Genomic DNA, 21,666 nt, shown 5'->3' with positions numbered 1-21,666 from the left:
GTGTCCCCGCAATCTAGTGCCGCAGCGGAACGGGCACCAGGGGCACGATGGACGGCACCGCCGCCACCTGCTCCGGCGTGTCCGCGCCGTAGGACTTCCTCGCGAGGAAGTCCCGGATGGCGCGCAGCCCCGCGTCCGGGTAGTCGGTGATGAAGCCGTCGGCGCCGCTGCGCAGGACGGTGTCCATGGCGGCCCGCGTGTTGAGCGTGTACGGCATGGTCTCGTACCCGTGCTCGTGCAGCAGGTCGATGTAGGCGGCGTCGACGGTGGTGTGGTTGGGGTTGATCATCTGCGCCCAGGTGAACTCCGCCAGCCGGTCCTCGGGCACCCTGCCGAGAAGGCCGTGCGGGACCGAGGGCAGCACGCGCTTGGAGGAGCGCACGACCTCCCAGTCGAAGCTCTGCACCACCAGGCGGCGCGGCTCCGAGGCGGGACCCTCCCGCAGCCAGGCGGGACGGCCGCGCAGCTCCCGCGCGACGTCCTCCTCGATGCCCGGGTGGCGGGCGGGCTCCTTGATCTCCAGGAAGAGGTTGAGCCCCAGCGTCTCCAGGCGGTCGAGCGCCTGGCCCAGGGTGGGCACCCGCTCGCCCCGGAACGCCGAGGAGAACCAGGAACCGGCGTCGAGGCGGCGCACCTCCGCCAGGGTGTAGTCGGCGACCAGGCGCGAGGAGCGGTTCGGGAACACCTCCTCGACGTCGGTCGTGCGGGCCAGGCCAGCGTCGTGCAGGAGGACGAGCGCGCCGTCCTTCGTCCGCTGCACGTCGATCTCGACCGTGCGGGCTCCCAGGCGCCGCGCGGCGTCGAGCCCGGCGAGCGTGTTCTCCGGGGCGTGTCCGGCGGCCCCCCGGTGGGAGACGGCGATGAGCGGGCGCTGCGGCGCGGCCTGCCGCACGGTGGCGGCCGCCTCCGCGGCGGTGCCCGGCGGGCCGGCCACGGGGGCCGGGGCCGCCGACGCTGCGAAGGGGGCGCTGACGGCGAGGACGAGTGAGACGACTCCGACGACGATGCCGATGCGGTGCACCGGACCTCCCAGGTACGCGTGGACGAACGTGTCGATGGGCTCCCGACACCGAAGCCTGAACGCTTTCGGTGACCACCCGGTGACGCGACGCGGAGCACGCGGGAACGACCCGCGGTCATGTTGTCCGCGTCTCACCTGATATCACGGTATGCATTCGCTTGATGACTTCATGTCACATTTTTGGCCTTCGAGACCCTCGATAATTACGCAGAGCCCTGCAACCATCACTATTAGTAGTCGATGGAAAGGAACACTCATGCGCAAGCACCGCACCAGGTGGGTCGCGATACTCGGCGTCTCGGCCCTGTCCGTCGCCGGGCCGGCCGGACTCGCCGGGTCCGCCCTCGCCGACGAGGAGGACGCGCGGGAGCTGAGCTGGCCGGTCGTCCGCCAGAGCGAGTCCTCGTACAGCCTCGACGGGTACGAGATCGGTTACCTGCCCCCCGGCCTGGAGAGGTACGGCATCAACGCCACCTCCACCAGCGACCGCCAGGGCGGGCGCCAGTCGCAGCTCTCCTGGGTCCAGGGACCCGACCAGCTCTACGGCCGGGTGTCCGTGATCCGGTCCCAGAACCTCCGGGAACTGGACGACCTGCGGGAGAGCCGGTACAGCCACATCCCCGACCGGGAGCTGGAGCTCGTGGAGGGCGACGCCGCCTTCGAAAACGGGGCCTACCTGTCCGAGGAGACCGGGGACCTCTTCTGGCTGGACAGGCCCGGCGTCGCGGTGGCCGCCCACCTCCAGCCGGACCGCTGGGAGGCCAAGGAGCTGCGCCGGATGGCCGAGGAGGTGACCGGAGAGGGCGGGGCCGCCGTCCAGGAGCCCGCGCAGGAGCCCGTCGAGGAACCCGCTCAGGAACCGGCGGAGGAGCCCGCCGAGGAGCCCGTGCAGGAGCCGGCGGAGGAACCCGCGCAGGAGCCGGCGCAGGAGCCCGCCGGGGAGGCCCCGGTCGACACCGCCCCGGACGCCGCCGAGGAGGCCCCGGCAGCGGAGGACCTGGTCGACGAGGTCGTCGACGAGGCGCCGCAGGTCCCGGCGGAGGAGGCCCCGGAGACGCCGGGCACCCCGGTCGGCAAGCCCGAGACCCCGGTCGACCCGGCGCCCGAGGCGTCGGAGGCCCCTGCGCTCCCGGAAGCCCCCGAGGCCCCGGTGGACGCGGCCCCCGAGGCTCCGGCCGGCGAACTGCCCGAGACCCCGGCGGACGACGTGGCCGGACAGGCTCCCGAAGCGCAGGCACCGGAGGTCCCCGAGACCCCCGCCGAGGTGCCCGGGGCGACCGACGGCGAGCTGCCCCCGACCCCGGTGGACGACGCCGTCACCCTGCCCGGCGTGGACTCCCGCGCGGTCAAGGGGTGCCTGCTGGACAACTTCGTGGACTTCGAGACCGGTGACAGCGGCCTGGACGAGTCCCAGCTGACCAAGGACAGCGGCGAGTTCGTCGAGCGGGCGCTGAGCCAGGAGGACCTGGACGACGCCGAGCGCGACCGCCTGCTCGCCACCGTCTGGTACTACGGCGACGAGGGCGACAAGAACGCCGCCCTGGACACCTGCGCCCAGGAGAACGACATCGAGCGCGCCCAGGTGGAAGAGGTCCTGGACGAGGTCGCCGACCTCATCGCCGAGCTGGTCGCCGAGGCCGACGCCGCGGCCTCCGGTACGGAGGAGGCCGGCGCCGACGTCGACGCCGCCGCCGCGGGGCTCGACACGGTCGACGACGCGGAGTGGCGCCAGCTGTGGGACTCCCTGCCGTGGAGCGTCCCGACCCGGCCGTAACCGGAGCCGCGACACCCCGTGAACGACGCCGGGGGCCCTCAGGCCCCCGGCGTCCGCGCGTCCGGACCTCCTCCCATCCCATGACCCCCTCCCCCGCCTGCGGGGGGTGCGGTAGCGTCGCCGTGCGCGGACCGGCATCCCGGACCGCGAGCGGCGTGCTTCCCCTACCACCCCTGGAGGCCCCTCCGATGCCCCGATTCACCACCCGTCCCCAGCTCAGAGGCGACTTCGGCATGGTCGCGTCCACCCACTGGCTGGCCAGTGCCACCGGCATGTCGGTCCTCGAACGCGGGGGCAACGCCTTCGACGCCGTGGTCGCCGCGGGCTTCACCCTCCAGGTCGTCGAGCCGCACCTCAACGGCCCCGGCGGCGAGGTCCCGGCGATCTTCCAGACCGCGGGCGGACCGGTGCGGGTGCTGTGCGGCCAGGGGGTGGCGCCCGCCGCCGCCACGATCGAGGCGTTCGCCGGGATGGACCGCATCCCCGGCAGCGGAGTGCTGGCGGCCTCCGTCCCCGGGTCCTTCGACGCGTGGATGCTGCTGCTGCGCGACCACGGAACGCTGACCGTGCGCGACGTCCTGGACCACGCCGTCGGCCTGGCCGAGCGCGGCTACCCGGTGTTGGACCGGGTCTCCGCGGTGATCGCGACCCTGGAGCCCGTCTTCTCACGGCACTGGACCGGGTCGGCCGGGGTCTACCTGCCGCACGGACGGGTCCCGGCCGCCGGGACCCGGCTGCGCAACCCGGCCCTGGCCGCCGTCTACCGGCGGATCATCACCGAGGCCGAGGCCGCCGGGGGCGACCGCGAGGCGCAGATCGAGGCGGCCCGCCGCAGCTGGTCGCAGGGGTTCGTGGCCGAGGCCGTCGCCGCGTTCCTGGCCGTCCCGGTGCCCTCCTCCACCGGCGAGCCGCAGCGCGGCCTGCTCACCTCCCAGGACATGGCCGGGTGGAGCGCCTCCTACGAGGAGGCGGTGAGCGTGTCCTACGGCGCGCACACCGTGCACAAGACCGGGCCCTGGGGCCAGGGGCCCACCATGCTCCAGCAGCTGCGCCTGGCCGAGGCGCTGGGCACCCGCGGCGAGGGGGCCGACTTCGTGCACCGGGTGACCGAGGCGGCCAAGCTCGCCTTCGCCGACCGCGAGGCCTGGTACGGCGACCCCGGGTTCACCGACGTCCCGCTCAAGGAGCTGCTGTCCACCGGCTACGCCGCCGAGCGCGCCGCGCTGGTGGACGACGGGCGCGCCTCCCTGGAGCTGCGCCCCGGCCGTGTGGCCGGGCGCACGCCCTTCACCCCGCCGCTGCACCTGGCGCAGGAGGCCCCCGCGGACCGCACCGTGGGCGAGCCCACCGTGCAGCGCGGCGACACCTGCCACGTCGACGTGGTGGACGCGCACGGCAACATGGTCTCGGCGACCCCCAGCGGCGGCTGGCTCGCGGGATCCCCGGTGATCCCGGCGCTCGGGTTCCCGCTGGGCACCCGGACCCAGATGTTCTGGCTCGACCCGGACTCGCCCAACGCGCTGGCCCCGGGGCGGCGGCCGCGCACGACGCTGTCACCGACCCTGGTCACCCGGGAGGACGGGCAGGCGGTCCTGGCGATCGGCACGCCGGGCGGCGACCAGCAGGACCAGTGGACGTTCACGGCGCTGCTGCGCATCCTCAACGGGGTGGACGACCTCCAGGAGGCACTGGACGCCCCGATGTTCCACACCAACGCCTTCCCCAGCTCGTTCCACCCGCGGGAGACCGTCCCGGGCGACCTGGTGGTGGAGCCGGGCCTGGGCGAGGACGTCATCGCGGAGCTGCGCCGCCGGGGGCACCGGGTGCAGGTGGCGGCCCCGTGGTCGCTGGGGCGCCTGGCGGCGGTGGCCCGCGATCCGGAGACCGGGGAGCTGCGCGCCGCGGCCGACGCCCGGGGCTCCCAGGGGTATGCGGCGGGGCGGTAAGACGAACGGAAACGAAACGGACATAAAGATCACCGTTTTGCACGTTTAGCCGGGATTGGGACTACTTGCCTGCCTTGATCGTCCCTCTTGCCAAATCGCCCGCTCGCTGCTTATGTAGTCCTTGTGCGACGGACCGACGTCGCCGCACCACAGACCATCACGACAGGTGGCACGCTGTCTCCCCCTCCCTCAGCGGCCCCCTGTCGACCCCCTCCTGACCGAGGCCTGCCCTCCCCTCCCGGCCGGGCCCTTCGGACAAGGAGACCGTGGGCCGTGGTGCCGCCGAACCGGCGGCACCACGGCCCGCCGCCTTTTCCGGGCTCCCCGCTCCACGGCATGCGGGGGCCCCGGCCGATTCTCCGGCCGGGGCCCCGACCGCAGGTCAGGTGTGCACGCGCACGGTGCCCGCGTAGCCAGCCGTCCGCACGGGGGTGACCCGCACGTCCAGGCCGGTGCGCGGTGCCTCCAGCATCATCCCGTCGCCGAGGTAGAGGGCCACGTGCGAGATGTAGTCGGGCGCGGTGGGGTCCGAACGCCAGAAGATGAGGTCTCCCCGCTCCATGTCCTCGAACCCGACGCGCTCGCCCGCGTTCCACTGGTCGTGGGTGACGCGCGGGATGTCCACGCCCGCCTCGCGGAAGGCCCACTGGAGCAGGCCCGAGCAGTCGAACCCGACACCCGGGGTCGTCCCGCCCCAGACGTAGGGCACGCCCAGCTGGGACTCGGCGTGGGCGATGACCCGCTCGATCACCGTCGGAGGCACGGCGTCGCCGTCCCCCGGGGCCTCGGGGGCGTCGGCGACCAGCTGGACGGAGACGTCCTCGCCCAGGACCTCGCCGAGGTCGTCGTACAGCTCCCACAGGTCGGTGCCGGGGGCGGAGACGACCAGGGCGTTGCCCTCGGGCATGCCCAGCTCCGCCGCGGTCTCCCGGGAGACCAGGGCGTCGATCCCGGCGATGCCGGAGGTGGCGTGCGTCCACACCTCCAGGGGTACGTCGCCCCGGCCGCCGGTCACGGTGACGTCGCCGCCGACCTCCAGCCCGCGCTCGGTGCCGACGTCCTTGGACAGCGCGATGCGGCCCTCGGCCACCCCCTGCCAGATGTCGTCGGACTCCGCGGAGGGCTCGGGGGCGTGGTTGCGGAAGGCCGAGGGGTCCACGCCCAGCACGGACGTGGCCTGCTCCTCGACGAGCACCCGCGCGGCGTCCACGGTGAGGACGTGCTCCACCCCGCCGATCCCGCGGACCGCGTCCACGGCCTCGGCGGGCAGGGTCTCCTGCGCGACCACGAAGTACTCGATGCTGCGCGCCTCGCGGAAGGGGGCCACGTAGGAGGTGTGGCGCAGGCCGTCGGGGTCGGCGACCTCGGGGGAGGCGGCGGCGTCCGGCCCGCCGCGGGGGTCGGAACCGCTGGGGGAGCCCGGTCCGACCTGTTCGCTGACGGGGGGCCTGTCCTCGACGACCGGGTCGGCCCAGGCCGGGGCCGAGCCGAACGCGGTGAAGGCGGCCACGAGGACCGCCGCGGTACAAGCAGTTCTACGGCTCCGCACGGGGATGTCTCACCCTTTCTCTGAACCACCCGGGGTGTGGGGGACCCCTACGGCGCGCGCCTTACCGATGACGTTCCGGATCCAAGAATGGGTGCGCGCGGGCGCCTTGGCAAGAAGCCCACGCCGTCCGGTACCGGACGTCCGGGGAGGACCCGAGGGGGGTCATCGGGGTCGGGGGGTGCCTTCGTAGTCTTCGGTGACGGTCACGGCCAGGGGGAATCGTACCGGAGTGTCCCCGAAGAGGACAGTGCGCGCACGCTCCCGGGCGGCGTCGATCGCGTGAACGGCCTCCCGCGCGCGCTCCCGGGGCACGTGCAGCAGCACCTCGTCGTGCACGAAGAACACGACGGCCCCCGGCATGAGCAGGCGCAACGACGCCAGCAGCACCAATGCCCACTCCGCGGCCCCGGCCTGCACCACGAAGTTGCGGGTGAACCGGCCGTGCGCCCGCCGCCGGCGGTCCCCGTCCGGCCCGGACACGTGCCGCTCCCATCCGGCCGGCGCGGGCGAGGTCCGCCCCAGCCAGGACCGGACGACCCCGCCCCGCTCCCCGGTCCGGGCGGCGGAGTCCACGTACTCCAGGGCCCGCGGGTAGTGCCGGCGCAGCAGCGCCAGCAGGGGGGCGGCGTCGCCGCCGGTCTGGCCGTACATGGCGGAGATGAGGCCGAGCTTGGCGCGGGCGCGGTCGTCCCCGGTGTGCACCGCCAGACGGGCGTACAGGTCGTCCTCGGCGGCGGCCGCGGCGAGCCCGGCGTCCTCGGAGACGGCCGCGAGGATGCGCGGCTCCAGCTGCCCGGCGTCGGCGCGCAGCAGCACCCACCCCGGGTCGGCGCGCACGGCGCCGCGGACCGCCTTGGGGATCTGCAGGGCGCCGCCGCCCCGGGTGGCCCAGCGGCCGGACACGACCCCGCCCACGACGTAGTCGGGGCGGAACCGGCCCAGGCGCTCCCCGCCGGGTCCCCTGCGCTCGTCCACCCAGGCCTCCCGCCAGGCCCAGCCGTTGGCCGAGTGCAGGCGCGACAGCTCCTTGTAGCGCAGCAGCAGCGGGACGACGGGGTGTTCGACCCGCTCCAGCTCGCGCGCCCGGGTCGTGGCGACGGGGTGGCCGATCCACGCCATGGCCCTGAGCACCTGCGCCGGGGAGTCGGGGTTGACCTCGCGGCCGACGGCCTCGCCGATGCGGGCGGCCAGGTCGGCCAGCACGGGGGGCCGCCGCCCCGGCGACGGGCGGGCCCCCAGCAGGTCGGTGAGGATGCGGTCGTGCAGGTCGGGCCGCCACGGCAGGCCCTCGTGGGCCATCTCGGCGGCGGCCAGGGCCCCGGCGGACTCCAGGGCGGCCAGCAGGTCCATCCCCGGCGGCAGCGCGGCCAGGCGGCGGCGCTGGTCGGCGTGGACCTCGGCCAGGGCGTCGAGGCGGTCGGTGCCGGGCGGCAGGGTGGAGCGGTCGGCCTCGAACAGCGCGGGCTGGGCGGCCGTCCCCTCCCCCGCGGGTTCGTGGGGGTCGGCGGGCGCCGGGCGCCCGTGCAGGCGGGACCAGGCCGCGCCCAGAGAGCGGGGCTCGCCGTGGCGGCCCTCGTGGCCCAGGAGCAGCGACTCGACGAGGGCCGCGTCGTGGCAGCGCTCCACGCGCACTCCGGCGCGGACGAGTTCGGGGTAGGTGTCGCGGGTGTCGGCCCACACCCAGCGGGGCCGGTCGGCCTCGGCGGAGCGGACGGCCGCGGCGAGGTCGGGCACGCGCCGCTCCGGGCCGTCCCCGTCCAGCGGCCGCAGCCGCCCGCCGCCCTCGCCGTCGGCGACCACCGCGATCCTCATGGACCCATTCTGGTCTCCGGTACCGACGATCGGCGGCGGGCCGCGCCCCGGGCGCCGCGGCCCCTACCCGCGCCCGGGCCGGACCACGTTCTCCAGCGGCTCGCCGGACGCCCAGCGGGCGAGCTGGGAGTCCATGAACGCGCGGGCCCGCGGGTAGAACGCGGTGGACCCGCCCGCCACGTGCGGGGTGACGAAGACGCCGGGCGCGTCCCACAGCGGGTGCTCCGCCGACAGCGGCTCGGGGTCGGTGACGTCGAGCGAGGCGCGCACCCGCCCCTTCTCGGCCAGCAGCGCGCCGGTGTCCAGGACCGGCCCGCGGCCGACGTTGACCACGAGGGCGTCGTCGGGCAGCAGGGCCAGCTCGGCGGCGCCGAACAGCCCGCGGGTGTGCTCGTTCAGCGGGGTGACCAGCACGACGATGTCGGCGTGGGGCAGCAGGGCGGGGAGCTCGTCCACGCCGTGCACGTCCTCCTCCGGCCGGGCCCGGCTCGCCACCCGCACGACCTCGGTCTCGAACGGCAGCAGGCGGCGCTCGATCGCCCGGCCGATGCTGCCGTGGCCGACGATGACCACGCGCCGGTCGGCCAGGGAGCGCAGCGGCGCCGGGCTCCAGCGGTGCCCGCGCTGGTCGAGCGCCCAGCGGGGCAGGTCGCGCTGGGCGGCGAGGATGAGGCCGAGCGCGTGCTCGGCGGTGCTGGCGTCGTGCAGGCCCCGGCCGTTGCACAGGGTGACGTGGTCGGGCAGCAGCTCCAGCACGTGCTCGAACCCGGCCGAGGTCAGCTGGAGGACCTCCAGCGAGGGCATGCGGCCGATGATGTCCAGGCGCTCGTCGACGCCCTGGGTGGAGGGGGCGTAGGGGACCTGGTAGAAGGCGACGCCGTCGAGGCCGTCGGGCGCCGGCCCCCCGGTGTAGATGTCCACCGTGAGGGACTCCGGCGCGTTGCGACGGTTCTCCTCCCACTGCACGAGTGCCCGACCTGCCATGGCCCCTCCTTCTGCTCCGCGGGTGTCCGCCGACACGCCGGTCCGCCGAAACCCTATCCGGGCGGGTCAGCCCCCGGTCCCACCGCGGTGCACGAGTCCGCCGCCGCGCAGGGACAGCTCGTAGCAGGCGACCGCGGCAGCGGCGGTCACGTTGAGGGAGTCGACGTCGCGGTCCGACATGGGGATGTGGGCGCGGGCGTCGGCCCGCTCCAGCCAGCGGGCGGACAGGCCGTCGCCCTCGGTGCCGAGCAGCAGGCCCACCCCGCGGTCGGGCCCCGCCCCGGCGAGCGCCTCCCGCAGCGGCAGCGAGCCCGCGCCGGGGGTGAGGGCCAGCAGGTGGAACCCGGCCCCGCGCAGCTCGTCCAGGCCGCCGTACCAGTCGTCGAGCCGGGTGTAGGGGAGGGTGAACACGGCGCCCATGGACACCTTGACCGCCCGCCGGTACAGCGGGTCGGCGCAGCGCGGGGCCAGTACCACGGCGTCCACCCCCAGGCCCGCGGCGCTACGGAAGATCGCGCCGACGTTGGTGTGGTCCACCAGGTCCTCCAGGACGACGATGCCGCGCGCGCCGGCCAGGACCTGCGCCAGGGAGGGCAGGGGCCTGCGGTGGAAGGCGGCCAGGGCGCCGCGGTGCAGGTCGAACCCGACCAGGCGCTCGGCGGTCTCCTCCGGCACCAGGTACAGCGGGGCGTCGGCCACCAGGCCGGACAGGGCCTCGGCGCGGCGCCGGGTGAGCAGGAAGCTGCGCGGCGCGTACCCGGCGTCCGCGGCCCGGCGGATGACCTTCTCCCCCTCGGCCATGAAGAGCCCGTGCTCGGCCTCCAGGTGGCGGCGCAGGTTCACGTCCCGCAGCCGGGTGTAGTCGGCGAGGCGCGGGTCGGCGGGGTCGTCGATCTCGATGACGTGCATGGAGGACGATTATCCCCGGCCGCCCGGGCCGGTCGTCCGGTGACCGGGCGACCGGGGCGGGAGCGGTGCGGGGTCCGCGGGGCGGCGCAGGGCCGCCCGGGGGCTACATGATCTGGTCGGTGAGGGGGCGCAGCCGCTGCCAGCGGGCCTCCTCGCAGGAGCCCTTGCGGGTGAGGGTGGTCTCGACCTCGTGGCCCTCCCAGACGCCCACGACGGTCGCCTCCTGGGGGCCGTACAGCTTGTCGGTGCAGACGGTGCCCTCGCTGACCTCGGTGAACAGCGACTCGCTGCCGGGCAGCGCGGCGGTGGTGGGCTCGACCGGGACCCCCTCCACCACCTCGGAGTCGGCCTCCTCCTCGGTGGCCTCGGCCTCCTCGCCGGAGCTGGGGTGCTCGGCGCTGCCCGCGGGCTCGCCGTGGAACTCGGCGGCGACGGCGGCCAGGTCGGCGCAGACCGCCGAGTCCTCCTCGTCGTCCCCGGTGCACTCCAGGGTCTGCACCCAGGCGCGGTCCCGGTCGCTGACGTGGATCTCCAGCGTGCCGATCGGCCCGCGCGGCGCGTTCGCCTCGTCGCCGTCGGGCTCGGGTTCGAGGCCGGCCAGGTCGGGGCTGAGCGCGGTGGCGGTCTGCACGTCCGGCTGCGGCGGCAGCATCGACGGGCCGACGATCACCCCGTAGGCGACCGCGCCCGCGCAGCAGGCGCCGGCGAGCAGAGCGGTACCGAGTGTTCCTCGGGGCCGGTGATCACGATCAAGGGACATGCGAAAACCCTCGGGGGTCGTCGGTCTCGGGAGGTTCCGCGCGGTGCGCCGGCGGCCGTGGGGGCGGGTGCCGGGGCGGACTCCGGTGGCGGGGCCTAAGCCTAACGGGAACACCGGTGTGCTCCCCGGTGGGCACGGTAACAAAGAGATCACCCCACTCGGGACGGCAGGCCCACCCGCGGGTCGCGCGGGCCGCGGGTCCGGCCGGGGGTCGTCCCGTCCGGTACCGCCGCCTCTTCCGTTCCCGCATTACCAACGAGTAGGGTCCTGGTGACGATGGCGGAGAGTGGCTCAGGTCATAGAAGGTCGTCGGGCGGCGCACCCCTTTCACCCCCTGGGACGCCCCAGGGCGCACGGTGGTTCGCCCCCGCCCGTCCGGGGTGTCCGGCGCCGCACCCCGTGTCCCTGTCCCCTGTCCGCGCCGACTCCCCGCACGCTCCGCCCGTGCCCGCGCGGGGATACGGCCGCAGCAACGCCCCGGAGTGCCCGTGTCCAGTGGACGCCACCGACTTCCCTCGCCGACCGCCGCGACCACCCGCAGGCTGGTGCTGTCGCCCCTGGGGATCAGCGCCGTCGTCGTCGCGCTCGTCGTGGCCGCGGCGATCGCCGTCCCCCTGGGGATCGGCGCGCTGGGCTGCGGGGATACCCGCTACCTGCGGGTGTCGGCCACCCAGAGCGTGGCCCCGGTTCTGCGCGAGGCCGCGACCGAGTTCAACGCCGAGCGGCCCTCCTACGGCGGCGACTGCGTGTACGCCCAGGTGGACGAGATCGCCCCGCACCGGATCATGACCGCCCTGGCCGGGGACGACACGGACTCCGGCATCGCCCCGCACGTGTGGGTGCCCGAGTCCTCCGCCTGGGTGGAGCTGGCCCGCATGTCGGCCGGCGGCACCCGCGGCATCGAGACCGACCCGCCCTCGCTGGCCTCCTCCCCCGTGGTGATGGCCGCCCCGGAGGGCACCGAGGGCATGCCCGACCCCGACGCGACGGACTGGACCCTGGTGCTGCCCGGGGAGCGCGACCCCGAGCGCCCGCTGGTCATGGTGGACCCCAACCGGGGGGCCGACGGCATGGCGGTGATGCACGCGGTCAGGCGCCACCTGGGCGGCGGGGACGCCGCGGACACCGCGATGACCGACTTCGTGCGCGACGTGCAGACCGACAGCGCGTTCGGCGAGATCGACCTGTCCGCCTTCTTCACCGGGGCGCACCGCGACGGGGCGCGGCCCGCCCCGGTGATCGTGGTCCCCGAGCAGTCGGTGGTGTCCTACAACGCGAACCGCCCCGGGGCCGCGCCGCCGCTGCTGGCGCACTACCCGCGCGAGGGCACGGTCTCCCTCGACTACCCCTACGTGACCACCACCGACACCCCCTCCCTGCGCTCGGCCGCGGCCGACCTGTACGAGGTGCTGCGCGCCGGCCCCCACCGCGACCGGCTGCGGGAGCTGGGGTTCCGGGACCCGGGCGGCGAGGCCTCCGCCGCGCTGGCCGACCGGCCCGGCATCATCGCGGAGCCGCCCCCGGTGCACGGCGACCTCACCGGCGACGCCCTGCTGGCCTCGGTCACCGACTGGAACCGGCTGTCCATGCCCAGCCGCACGCTGGTCCTGGCCGACGTCTCCGCGAACATGGCCGAGGACCTCAACGGCGGCGGCGGGGAGAGCCGGATGGAGGCGGCCAGGCAGGCCGCGCTGCTGGGCCTGGGCCTGTTCCCCGACGCCACGGACATGGGCCTGTGGCTGATGTCGGAGGAGTACGGGGAGGCCGGCCGCGAGGAGGCCGCGGGCATGCACCGCCTGGGCGACGCCGAGGAGGGGCGGGAGGCCACCCGGCGCCAGGAGCTCGTCGAGACCGCCGAGACCATCGACGTGCAGGGCGGCGGCTCCCGGCTGTACGACAACATCCTCAACGCCTACGACGAGGTCCAGTCCGCCTACGACGAGGAGAAGATCAACAGCGTCATCCTGCTGACCGCCGGACAGGACGAGGGGTCCAGCGACCTCTCCCACGCCGAACTGGTGGCGGCCCTGGAGGACCGGTTCGACCCGCGGCGGCCGGTGAGCCTGTTCATCATCGCCTTCGGCGGGCAGGCCGACCGCGAGGAGCTGCGCGGCGTCGCCGCGGCCACCAGCGGCTCGCTGTTCGTCACCGACGACCCGGACGAGATCGGGGACATCTTCCTCAGCTCGATCTCCCGGCGGCTGTGCGTGCCCGACTGCGACAACTGAGGGCGCGCGGGGGCACCGCGCCGGCGGCGGCCCGGGGGGCGGGTCGGTGCCGCCGGGGCCGCGGGCCGCGAGAGGGCGCGGGTACGGACCGGTGGCGCCGTCGGAGATAGGGTTCGCCCGAAACGGTCTCGATTCGGTATCGGAATGGCATTTCGGTCGAACCGTTCCCGCGGACGGCGGGCACGCGACCCGGCGCGGATCCTCCAAGGTGACGGGGTCTGCACGGGAACGCGGCGCGGATCACACCCCCATCCGACCGGAATCCACCGGTACATGCGGTCTCCACCCGCTCCGTAACGTTGAGTACCTTTCCCACCAGTAACACCCTCGGCGGTCGGGCCGCCTCCCTCCCGGCACGGGCCGCCGATCCACCCGTTCGGGCACCCGCCCGCCGCGAGACCGGCGGGCCGCTCCGGACAACGGCACCATCCCCCCGGACGACACCTCGTCCGTACACACCACCCCGTGAGGAAAGCCTGTGGGACGTCACCGCGGAAGATACGCAGAAGAGCCCTCCGGCCGGTCCAGGCGCCGCCGTGGACGCGGCGGGGCCTTCGCCGCCCTGGCCGCGGCCCTCGTGATCGTCGTGGGCCTGGCGGGGGCCGGCGTGTACATGTTCGGCAACTCCGGCGGGTGCGGCGGCTCCGACCTGCGGCTGGACGTGGCCGTCAGCCCCGAGCTGGCGCCCGCGGTGGACGCGATCGCCCGCGACTTCAACCTCACCGAGACCACCGTCGACGGGCAGTGCGTACACGCCGAGGTCCGCCAGGTCGACTCGGCCAACGTGGCGTACGGCATCACCGGCTCCGGCGCCACCATGGGCGACACCGAGTCCGACGTGTGGATCCCGGACTCCTCGGTGTGGCCGCGCATCGTCCAGAACCACTCCGGCGACGCCGTCCTGACCGAGACCGGCACCTCCGTGGCCCGCAGCCCGCTGGTGCTGACCGGGCTCGCCGCGTACGCCGGCGACGAGCCCGCCGCGTGGGAGGACGTCATCCCCACCGCCGCCCCCGGCGAGCAGCCCGGGCACACCGTCCGCGTCGTCGACCCCGGCCGCAGCGCCACCGGACTGAGCACGCTCTCCCTGCTGCACGGCACCCTGGAGCAGGCCAGCCCGGACGGCGACACCTTCAACGCGGCCATGACCGCCGCCCTGCAGGCGCTGCACCGCGGCGCCTCCGCCGACGAGGAGGCCGCCTTCCTGGCGCTCAGCGGCGGCGGCGAGGAGGCCCCGCCCGCCATGGTCATGTCGGAGCAGGCCGCCTGGCGCTACAACTCCTCCTACGACGAGAACACCGTCCGCGTCGACTACCTCGAAGGCGGCACCTACTACCTCGACTACCCCTACCTCGTCCGCACCGAGGACAGCGGCCTCACCCGGGCGGCGGAGGAGTTCCGCACCGCGATCCGCGGGGAGTCCGCGCGCGGGCACATCCTCGCCGAGGGCTTCCGCGGCCCCGAGGGGGAGGTGGACCCGGCCGTCCTGAGCGGCGACCACGGGTTCTCGGAGCAGGCGCCCGAGGAGCTGCCGACCCCGTCCGAGGGCTCGATCGGCGACCTCACCCGCACCTGGAACCAGATGAAGATGGACTCGCGTGTGCTCGCGATCGTCGACATCTCCGGATCGATGCTGGCCGAGGTCCCCGGTACGGGGATGACCCGCATGCAGGTGACCGGCGCCGCCGCGACCCAGGGCCTGGAGATGTTCTCCCCGACCTCCGAGCTGGGGCTGTGGGAGTTCTCCACCAACGTCAACAACAACCTGCACTACCAGGAGATCGCGCCGGTCCGCGAGCTCCAGGCGGAGGAGGACGGCACCGAGCACCGGGCCGTGCTCTCCCAGGCGCTGGCCTCCCTGCGGCCGATGCCCCGGGGCGACACGGCGCTGTACGAGACCTACCTCGCCGCCTACCAGGAGATGTCGCGGACCTACCGGCCCGACCGCAACAACGTCATCCTCATGCTGACCGACGGCGACAACGACAACCCCGGCGGCCTGGAGCTGGCCGAACTGCTGTCGCAGATCGACTCCATCGCCAGCCCGTCCCGGCCGATCCCGATCATCACCATCGCGTTCGGCCCGGACGTGCAGAACCTGGAGCCGCTCCAGGAGATCGCGGCGGCCACCGGCGGCGCCGCGTACATGACCGAGGACCCGACGGAGATCGGCGAGATCTTCATCAACGCGTTCTCGCTGCGCATCGCCGACACGGACGACTGACGGGGTCGTCGGGCGGGACCAGGGCGTTCGGGGGAGCGCCCCACGGGGGTGGTGTCCGACCGCGGCCGCCGCCCCCGTCCGCGTCCGGCGGCGCGGACGCGACCGGGGCGGGAGCGCGCCCGGGCCGGGGGAGGGTGCTTCGGCCACGACCGGATTCCCGGGGCGACCGGCCCCGGACCAGGGCTTCTGGACACCGCGCGCCTGCCCGCCGCGTTCGAGGACGGGGCGCCCCCGCGACCACGGCGGGCACCTTCGGTGACCGACCGGGCACCCGTTGCGATCGCCGGCGGCGGGAGGGTCACGGGAAAGCGGTGAAACGGGATCCACTGGTCGAGCAGAGTTCCGAAACCCCTTAGTCTGACCCCCATGGGTGGATCTATCGAGCCGGGTTGGTACGCGGACCCGCAGGGCGACGCGCAGACGCTCAGATGGTGGAACGGCGACGAGTGGACGCGGCACACCCGCTCCCTCGGTGAACTCCAGGGTGGCGGCGGGGCCGACGAAGAGGCCGCCACCACCTACCTCGGCGGGCCCGGGGGCCGTCCGTCCGAGGACGAACCCGGCACCGTGCGCCTGGGCCCCTCCCCCAGGGCCGCCGACGACGACCTCGGCACCATGCGCATCGACCCCTCCTGGGCCCGGGGCGCGCAGCCCGCCGACGACGAACCCGGCACCGTCCGCCTGGGCCCCTCCACCCCCGCCGGCCCCCCGCCGGGCGCCCCCGTGGACGACGATCCCGGCACCGTGCGCATCAACCCCTCCCGCCCCTCCACCCCCGACGAGGAACCCACCGCGGACCTGGGCGGCGGCGCCACCGTGCGCGTCGACCCCGGCTCCTCCCCCCGGCCCGGCGCGGACGTCAACGACGGCTCCACCCTGCGGGTGTCCCCCGGCGACCTGCCCGGACGCGACGAGGAACCCACCGCCGACCTGAGCGACGACCTGCCCACCGCCGACCTCACCGGTTCCTCGGACCTGGGCCGGCCCGACACCGGCGCGGACGCACCGGGCGGCACCCAGGTGTTCCAGCCCGGCGAGGCCCCGGGCACCCGGGTCTTCGAGCCGGGCGAGTCCGGCGGTCCCGCCGGGACCAGGGTGTTCACCCCTGGCGGCACGGGCGGTGCGGGTGGCGACGCCGGCGGCACGGCCGTGTTCGACCCCGACGACCCCGTGTTCTCGGGGGGCGCCCCCGACGATTCCGAGGAGGGCCGCAAGGGCGGCCGCTTCAACAAGCTGCTGGGAAGCCTCAAGGAGGGCTGGTCCGACCTCTCCGAGGAGCGCAAGGAGCAGCGCCGCGTCGCGGAGGCCGAGGCCGCCAAGCGCCGCGAGGAAGAGGCCGAGCGCCAGGCCCAGGAGGCCGCCCGGCGCGCGGAGGAGGACCGCAAGCGCGCCGAGGAGGAGACGGCCCGCCAGGCCCAGGAGGCCGAGCGCCGCGCCGAGGAGGAGCGCAACCGCCCCGCCGAGGCCGCACCGGGTGCCCCCGGTACTCCCGCCCCGGGCGACCCCGCGGCGGGGACCCCGGCCGCGGGCGCCTCCGTGCCCGGCGCGCCCGCCCACCCGGCCGCCCCCGCCGCACCCCAGGCCCCGCCCGCCCCGGCCGAGGGCACCCCGTGGACGCCCGGACGCCCGGACGCCGCCCGCCAGGCCCCCCCGCCCCACGCCGCACCGCCGTCCGGCCCCCAGCCCGGCTACCCGCCCACCGGCGGCCAGCAGGGGTACCCGCCGCACTCGGGCGCCCAGCAGGGCTACCGTCCGCCGTCGGGCCCCCAGCCCGGCTACCCCCGGCCCCCGCAGCCGCCGCCGGGCGGCTACGCGCCGCAGTACCCGCCGCCCCCGCAGATGAACCGGCCCCCGGCCCACCCGCCGCAGGGCCCGCCGCCGCACATGAACCACCCGGGGCAGCCCCCGATGAACCGGCCCGGCCCGCCCCCGGGCTACCCGCCCGCGGGTCCGCACGCCGGCGTTCCGGGCGGCCCGCCCGCCCCCCACGGCGGCCACCGGCCCCCCTGGGGCCCGCCCCACCCGGGCGCCCCCGGTGCCCCGGGGCACCGGCCCTACCAGCAGCAGCCCCCGCAGAAAAAGAAGAAGGGCGGCTGCGGGTGCGGCTGCTTCACCTTCCTGCTGGTCCTCCTGGTGATCGTCGGCCTGGTCGTCGCCCAGTTCTGGGGCTACTGGGACTGGCTCTACCTCATCGGCGTCGGCGAGGCCCCGGGCATCTCCGACCCCTTCGTCTGGGACTGACGCGTCCCGCCGCGGGGCGGCCCCCAGGGGCCGCCCCGCGGCGTGTCCGGGCCCTCTCCCCCGAACCCCTAAGCTGGCCGTATGAACGACAGTTTGGTGTGGATCGACTGCGAGATGACGGGCCTGGACTTCGCGAACGACGCGCTGATCGAGGTGGCCTGTCTGATCACCGACGGAGAGCTCAACATCCTCGACGAGGGCATCGACGTCGTGATCAAACCACCGCAGGCCGCACTGGACGCGATGGGCGACTTCGTCCGCGACATGCACACCACCTCCGGCCTGCTCACCGAACTCGACAAGGGCGTGACCCTCCAGGAGGCCGAGGACGCCGTCCTGGAGCACATCCGCCGCTACGTCACCGAGCCGGGCAAGGCCCCGCTGTGCGGCAACTCCATCGCCACCGACCGCACCTTCCTCGCCCGCGACATGAAGCGCATCGACGAGTACCTCCACTACCGGATGGTCGACGTCTCCTCCATCAAGGAGCTGCTGCGCCGCTGGTACCCGCGCGTCTACTACGCGAGCCCGGACAAGAACGGCGGCCACCGCGCCCTCGCCGACATCACCGAGAGCATCCGTGAGATGCGCTACTACCGTGCCGCGGCCTTCGTCGCCGAACCCGGCCCCAACTCCGCCACGGCCCGCGCCATCGCCGCCGACGTGGTCGCGGGCGGTACCGGCCGCGTCGAGCCCCGCGAGGACTCACCGGAAAACTGATCGAAGCACTCCCGGACGTCCGCTAAGATTTCATACGTACGCAGGGCCGTGAGACCCGGCGCACGTGGTGGGTGTAGCTCAGCCGGTAGAGCACTTGGTTGTGGTCCAAGAAGTCGCGGGTTCAAGTCCCGTCACTCACCCCAGAGGCTTAAGCCCCTGACCAGCGGAAACGCAATGTGGTCAGGGGCTTTCGCGTTCCCGGGGGTGCACCGGCGGGTGCACGGGGCCCGCGACCCGGGCCGGTGCGTGCGCACCGGCACCGCCCAGGGACGGCGGATACCCCTTCGGCCCGTCACCAATCCCGTACCGCCGTGACGCCCCCGCACGTTCCGCGGACGGCCGTCCTGCGGGAAGCGCGCGGACCGGCAGCGGTCCCGGCGCTGCGGCCCTGTCTCGGAGCCTCCGGCGCCCTCCCCCTACAATCGCGGCACGGATGTTCGACGGGAGGTCGGGGATGAAGCGGCGCGGGCTGCTCGTGGGCGCGTGCGCCGTGGCGGTCGTGCTGGTGGCCTCGCTGGCGTGGTGGCGGGCCGCCCGCCCCCTGCCGTCGGAGCCCGTACCCAGCGCGACCCTCACCGGGATCCTGCACGAGGAGACCGAGAGGTACGTCTTCCCCGCCTGGTGGAGCGACGGCTCCACCCCCGTGCGCCTGACCGCGGACGGCGGCGGGCTGCTGATCGATGCGCCCGGACCCGGCTCCGACCCGGTGCGGGGCGCGCGCGTCGACGTCTCCCTTCCGGCCCCGCCGACGGCGGATCCCGCGGCGGTCGCCTCCCTCCCCGGCGGCGACGGCGCCCCCTGGGTGGCGGTGGCCTTCGAGTCCAAGCCGACCGAGGCGGACGACAAGGACACCACCGAGAAGCCTCTGACCTGGACGGGCACCGACCTCACAGCGGATGACCGCCTCGACGGCGCGGAGCCCGCCACACTGCCGGTCCGGCTCCGCAGCAACGAGATCAGCCCCGCGGAGGGCCCCAGCGCGATCATGACGGCGGACGCCGCCGTCGCCCGCCTCGGCGGGACCGACACCGTCCTGGTCACGACCTCGCAGCTGGGTGAGTCCTCCCTGCACCGTTGCGATCCGGCGGCCTGCGTCTGGGAGGAGGCGCCCGCGCCCGAGGAAGGCCTCCCCTTCTCGGTCGCCTCGACGGGCGGGGGCCTGGTCGCCCTCACCGGCACCCCCGCCGAAGGACACACGGTCTGGTTCGCCGACGACGCCGGTCTCGGCTGGCGCCCGCTGGGTGGGATACCGGTCGGTGAGAGCGTGGAGGCCCTGCAGGACGGTGCGGGCGGTGTCGCGGTGCTGAGCAGGAGCGGCGGCGACTCCGAACGGGTGTACCGGATCCGCACGGCCGGCGCCTCGGGCCTCGACGAGGTGGTGGGCCCCGCCCCCCTCCCGGGCCCCGGCACCGTGTCGGCCGCCGCCGAGGCCGGCGGCCGGTGGTACCTCGCCGGAGACCGTCCGGGCACCGCACGTGTCGACCTGGGTGCGGACCCCCTCGCCCCCGCGCTGTGGGTCCTGGGCGAGGACTCCTGGGAGCCGGTCCGGGACGATCTGCTGGGCCACCAGCCGGACCAGTCGATCCGTCTCCTGTACACGAACGGCGAGGGCCGCCTCGCCGCCGTGAGCAGCTCCCCGGCGCAGCGCATCACCATGACCTGGAGATTCGACACCGCCGACACCTGAGCGCGCGTTCCGGATACCGCCGCACCGCCCGGACGGCCCCCTTCCGGGGGTTCACCCGCGCGAGTGAACCTCCGGGGCGAAGGTCAGCGGACGGCCTGTTCGACCAGTCGGGCGACAGCCTTCTCGGCCTCGGGGCCGAGGCCGGAGACGGCGAACGAGGTGGCCCACAGGCCGCCGGCGTCGTCGAGTGCCGCCTCGGGGGTGAAACCGAAGGTGGAGTAGCGCTCCTTGTCCACGCCGCCGCTGCGGAAGAAGCACACGACCTTGCCCTTGCGGGCGTAGGCGGGCTGCCCGTACCAGAGCTTGGGCTCCAGCTCCGGCGCGGTCGCGGTCACGATGGCGTGGATGCGCCCGGCCACCGCGCGGTCGGCGTCGTCCATCTCCCCGATCTTCTCCAGGACCTGGAGTTCGCGTTCGGCACGCTTGCCGCCGCGGCCCTGCCCGGCCTCCTGCCTCAGCTCGGCGGCGCGCGCCTTCATCGCGGCCTTCTCCTGGTCGGAGAACCCTCCCGGCCCAGCGCTCCGCCCGTCGGCCTTCCCGGTCATCGGCGACTCCCCCTTCTCTCCCCGCCCTGCGCGGGGTCCTCCCCCCACTGTGGCCGGTCCGGGCCCCGGGACGCTTCTCCAGTCCTGACCGATACGGCGCGCCGCGTCCGGGAGGGGCGGAACCGCGCTCCGGCCCGCCGGCCGGCCGCCCGTCCCCTCACCCGTCGCCGGGCGGGTCGCGCTCCACGTCAGGGGCGGCGTCGGCGCGGCTCACGAGCCGGTAGTCCACGCGTACGTCCCGGTAGACCGTGCCGGCCTCGACCCCGTACGGCAGACCCGAGCGTTCGCTGCCCGAGGCGCCCTCCCCGTCCGGCTCGGCACGGGTCCGGGGGGCGACCTCGGGGACCTCGCGGAACACCAGCTCGTCCGCGGTGATCCCCGCCGCGATCTCCACGTCGAGGTCGGGCCCGGTGTCCCCGCGCTCCGCGCTCACGACTTCTTCCCTCCCCCGGCCCGGCCCTTGCCCGACCGGCCGCCGGACCCGCCCGAGGCACCGTTCTCGGACGCGGATCCGCCGCCCTTCGCCGCGCCGCCGGCGGCCCGGCCGGCGCCCTTCGCCGCACCACCCGTCTCCTTCGCGGCACCTCCGGCGGCCTCGCCCGCGCCCTTCGCGGCGCTTCCGGCCGCATCGCCCGCGCCCTTCGCCGCGGTCCCCGCTGCCTCGCCCGCGCCCTTGAGGACCTCACCGGCCTCGCCCACGTCCTCCACCGCCTTCCCGGCACCGCGCCCCACGTCCCGGACGGCGCCGCCGGCGTCGCGGCCGACCTCCTCCACCGCGCCCCCGGCTCCGTGGCCGACCTCCCGCACCGCGCTCCCGGCCCCCTGGCCGACCGCGCCCACGGCCTCCCCGGCACCGCCCGCCACCTGTTCGAGGGAGGACGCCACGCCCCTGGTCACCTGCTCCAGGATCTGCGGGTTGGCGTCGATGGTCTCCAGGACGCGCGTGATGATGTCGCGGACGTTGTCCAGCCGGACCTTGAGCAGGGCCTGGGCCTCGACGCCCTTGATGTTCAGGTGCACGCGGCCGAGCCCGACGTCCGCCCCCACCTTGAGCTTGAGCAGGTCCAGCACCTCGGCCTGGAGGGACACCGAGGCCAGGAGGTTCTCCACCTCCAGGTCGATCTCGTCGACCTTCACGACCGGGACGTCGAGGAGCACGTCCGTGTCCCCGGTGCCGTGGCCGGCGCCCGGGTCGTCCCGGAGGTCGTCCGCGCGGTCCGCGTCCTTCTCCGCCGCGGACGCCGCCCCGCCCGTGGAACCCCCGCC

At 75.1% G+C, this 21,666-nt stretch carries 16 protein-coding genes and 1 tRNA gene; 8 read left to right on the top strand and 9 right to left on the bottom strand.

Annotation, left to right across the window (positions count from 1 at the left end; genetic code table 11):
* Positions 1-13: 13 nt before the first annotated feature.
* On the bottom strand, positions 14-1,021 hold the full coding sequence (locus BUE45_RS05120; RefSeq protein ID WP_084736961.1) for a glycerophosphodiester phosphodiesterase: 1,008 nt from the start codon (positions 1,019-1,021) through the stop codon (positions 14-16).
* A 256-nt stretch (positions 1,022-1,277) separates the two neighbouring features.
* Between BUE45_RS05120 and BUE45_RS05115 the strand changes: the two genes are divergently transcribed.
* Positions 1,278-2,795 carry a hypothetical protein gene (locus tag BUE45_RS05115; protein ID WP_073375722.1) on the top strand — a complete coding sequence of 506 codons (1,518 nt, stop codon included), beginning with the start codon at positions 1,278-1,280 and terminating at the stop codon, positions 2,793-2,795.
* A gap of 188 nt (positions 2,796-2,983) precedes the next feature.
* The gene (locus BUE45_RS05110; protein ID WP_073375720.1) at positions 2,984-4,741 is read left to right on the top strand and encodes a gamma-glutamyltransferase family protein; all 1,758 of its coding nucleotides are present in this window, start codon (positions 2,984-2,986) and stop codon (positions 4,739-4,741) included.
* Positions 4,742-5,123: 382 nt separating this feature from the next.
* On the opposite strand, the gene BUE45_RS05105 is transcribed toward BUE45_RS05110, so the two are convergent.
* The 5 genes from BUE45_RS05105 to BUE45_RS05085 form a co-directional block, all read right to left on the bottom strand.
* Positions 5,124-6,290 (bottom strand): C40 family peptidase, encoded by a 1,167-nt coding sequence (locus BUE45_RS05105; RefSeq protein ID WP_073375718.1) that lies wholly within the window; start codon positions 6,288-6,290, stop codon positions 5,124-5,126.
* Positions 6,291-6,452: 162 nt separating this feature from the next.
* Positions 6,453-8,102 carry a bifunctional 3'-5' exonuclease/DNA polymerase gene (locus BUE45_RS05100; protein ID WP_073375716.1) on the bottom strand — a complete coding sequence of 550 codons (1,650 nt, stop codon included), beginning with the start codon at positions 8,100-8,102 and terminating at the stop codon, positions 6,453-6,455.
* Positions 8,103-8,165: 63 nt separating this feature from the next.
* Positions 8,166-9,086, bottom strand: coding sequence for a 2-hydroxyacid dehydrogenase (locus BUE45_RS05095; RefSeq protein ID WP_073375714.1), 921 nt, complete (start codon positions 9,084-9,086; stop codon positions 8,166-8,168).
* A gap of 66 nt (positions 9,087-9,152) precedes the next feature.
* Positions 9,153-9,995 carry a TrmH family RNA methyltransferase gene (locus BUE45_RS05090; protein WP_073375712.1) on the bottom strand — a complete coding sequence of 281 codons (843 nt, stop codon included), beginning with the start codon at positions 9,993-9,995 and terminating at the stop codon, positions 9,153-9,155.
* 103 nt (positions 9,996-10,098) lie between these two features.
* Complete coding sequence (locus BUE45_RS05085; protein WP_073375709.1) at positions 10,099-10,755, bottom strand: hypothetical protein; 657 nt, start codon at positions 10,753-10,755, stop codon at positions 10,099-10,101.
* Positions 10,756-11,243: 488 nt separating this feature from the next.
* Here BUE45_RS05085 and BUE45_RS05080 point away from each other — a divergent pair, with 488 nt between their 5' ends.
* From BUE45_RS05080 to BUE45_RS05055, 6 genes are all read left to right on the top strand, one after another.
* Entirely contained in the window at positions 11,244-12,983 is a 1,740-nt protein-coding gene (locus BUE45_RS05080; protein WP_073375707.1) for a substrate-binding domain-containing protein, read from the top strand.
* Between the two features lie 478 nt (positions 12,984-13,461).
* Positions 13,462-15,207 (top strand): substrate-binding and VWA domain-containing protein, encoded by a 1,746-nt coding sequence (locus tag BUE45_RS05075; RefSeq protein WP_073375705.1) that lies wholly within the window; start codon positions 13,462-13,464, stop codon positions 15,205-15,207.
* Positions 15,208-15,573: 366 nt separating this feature from the next.
* Positions 15,574-17,448 (top strand): DUF2510 domain-containing protein, encoded by a 1,875-nt coding sequence (locus tag BUE45_RS33210; protein ID WP_073375702.1) that lies wholly within the window; start codon positions 15,574-15,576, stop codon positions 17,446-17,448.
* Between the two features lie 81 nt (positions 17,449-17,529).
* Positions 17,530-18,168: an oligoribonuclease gene (gene orn, locus BUE45_RS05065; RefSeq protein ID WP_073375700.1), complete on the top strand. Its 639-nt coding sequence runs from the start codon at positions 17,530-17,532 to the stop codon at positions 18,166-18,168.
* A gap of 67 nt (positions 18,169-18,235) precedes the next feature.
* Positions 18,236-18,311 (top strand) — tRNA-His (locus tag BUE45_RS05060).
* Positions 18,312-18,601: 290 nt separating this feature from the next.
* Positions 18,602-19,855, top strand: a complete 1,254-nt coding sequence (locus BUE45_RS05055; RefSeq protein ID WP_143173274.1) for a hypothetical protein — start codon at positions 18,602-18,604, stop codon at positions 19,853-19,855.
* An 83-nt stretch (positions 19,856-19,938) separates the two neighbouring features.
* Here BUE45_RS05055 and BUE45_RS05050 read toward each other — a convergent pair whose 3' ends face one another.
* From BUE45_RS05050 to BUE45_RS31690, 3 genes are all read right to left on the bottom strand, one after another.
* On the bottom strand, positions 19,939-20,400 hold the full coding sequence (locus BUE45_RS05050; RefSeq protein WP_073375695.1) for an iron chaperone: 462 nt from the start codon (positions 20,398-20,400) through the stop codon (positions 19,939-19,941).
* 157 nt (positions 20,401-20,557) lie between these two features.
* Entirely contained in the window at positions 20,558-20,833 is a 276-nt protein-coding gene (locus BUE45_RS05045) for a hypothetical protein (protein ID WP_073375693.1), read from the bottom strand.
* Complete coding sequence (locus BUE45_RS31690; protein WP_245832819.1) at positions 20,830-21,558, bottom strand: thioesterase; 729 nt, start codon at positions 21,556-21,558, stop codon at positions 20,830-20,832. The genes BUE45_RS05045 and BUE45_RS31690 overlap by 4 nt, the downstream gene beginning before the upstream one ends.
* Between the last annotated feature and the right edge of the window lie 108 nt (positions 21,559-21,666).

Source organism: Nocardiopsis flavescens (assembly GCF_900141985.1).
Lineage (GTDB): Bacteria > Actinomycetota > Actinomycetes > Streptosporangiales > Streptosporangiaceae > Nocardiopsis > Nocardiopsis flavescens.
This window is presented reverse-complemented; position numbering and strand designations above follow the sequence as displayed.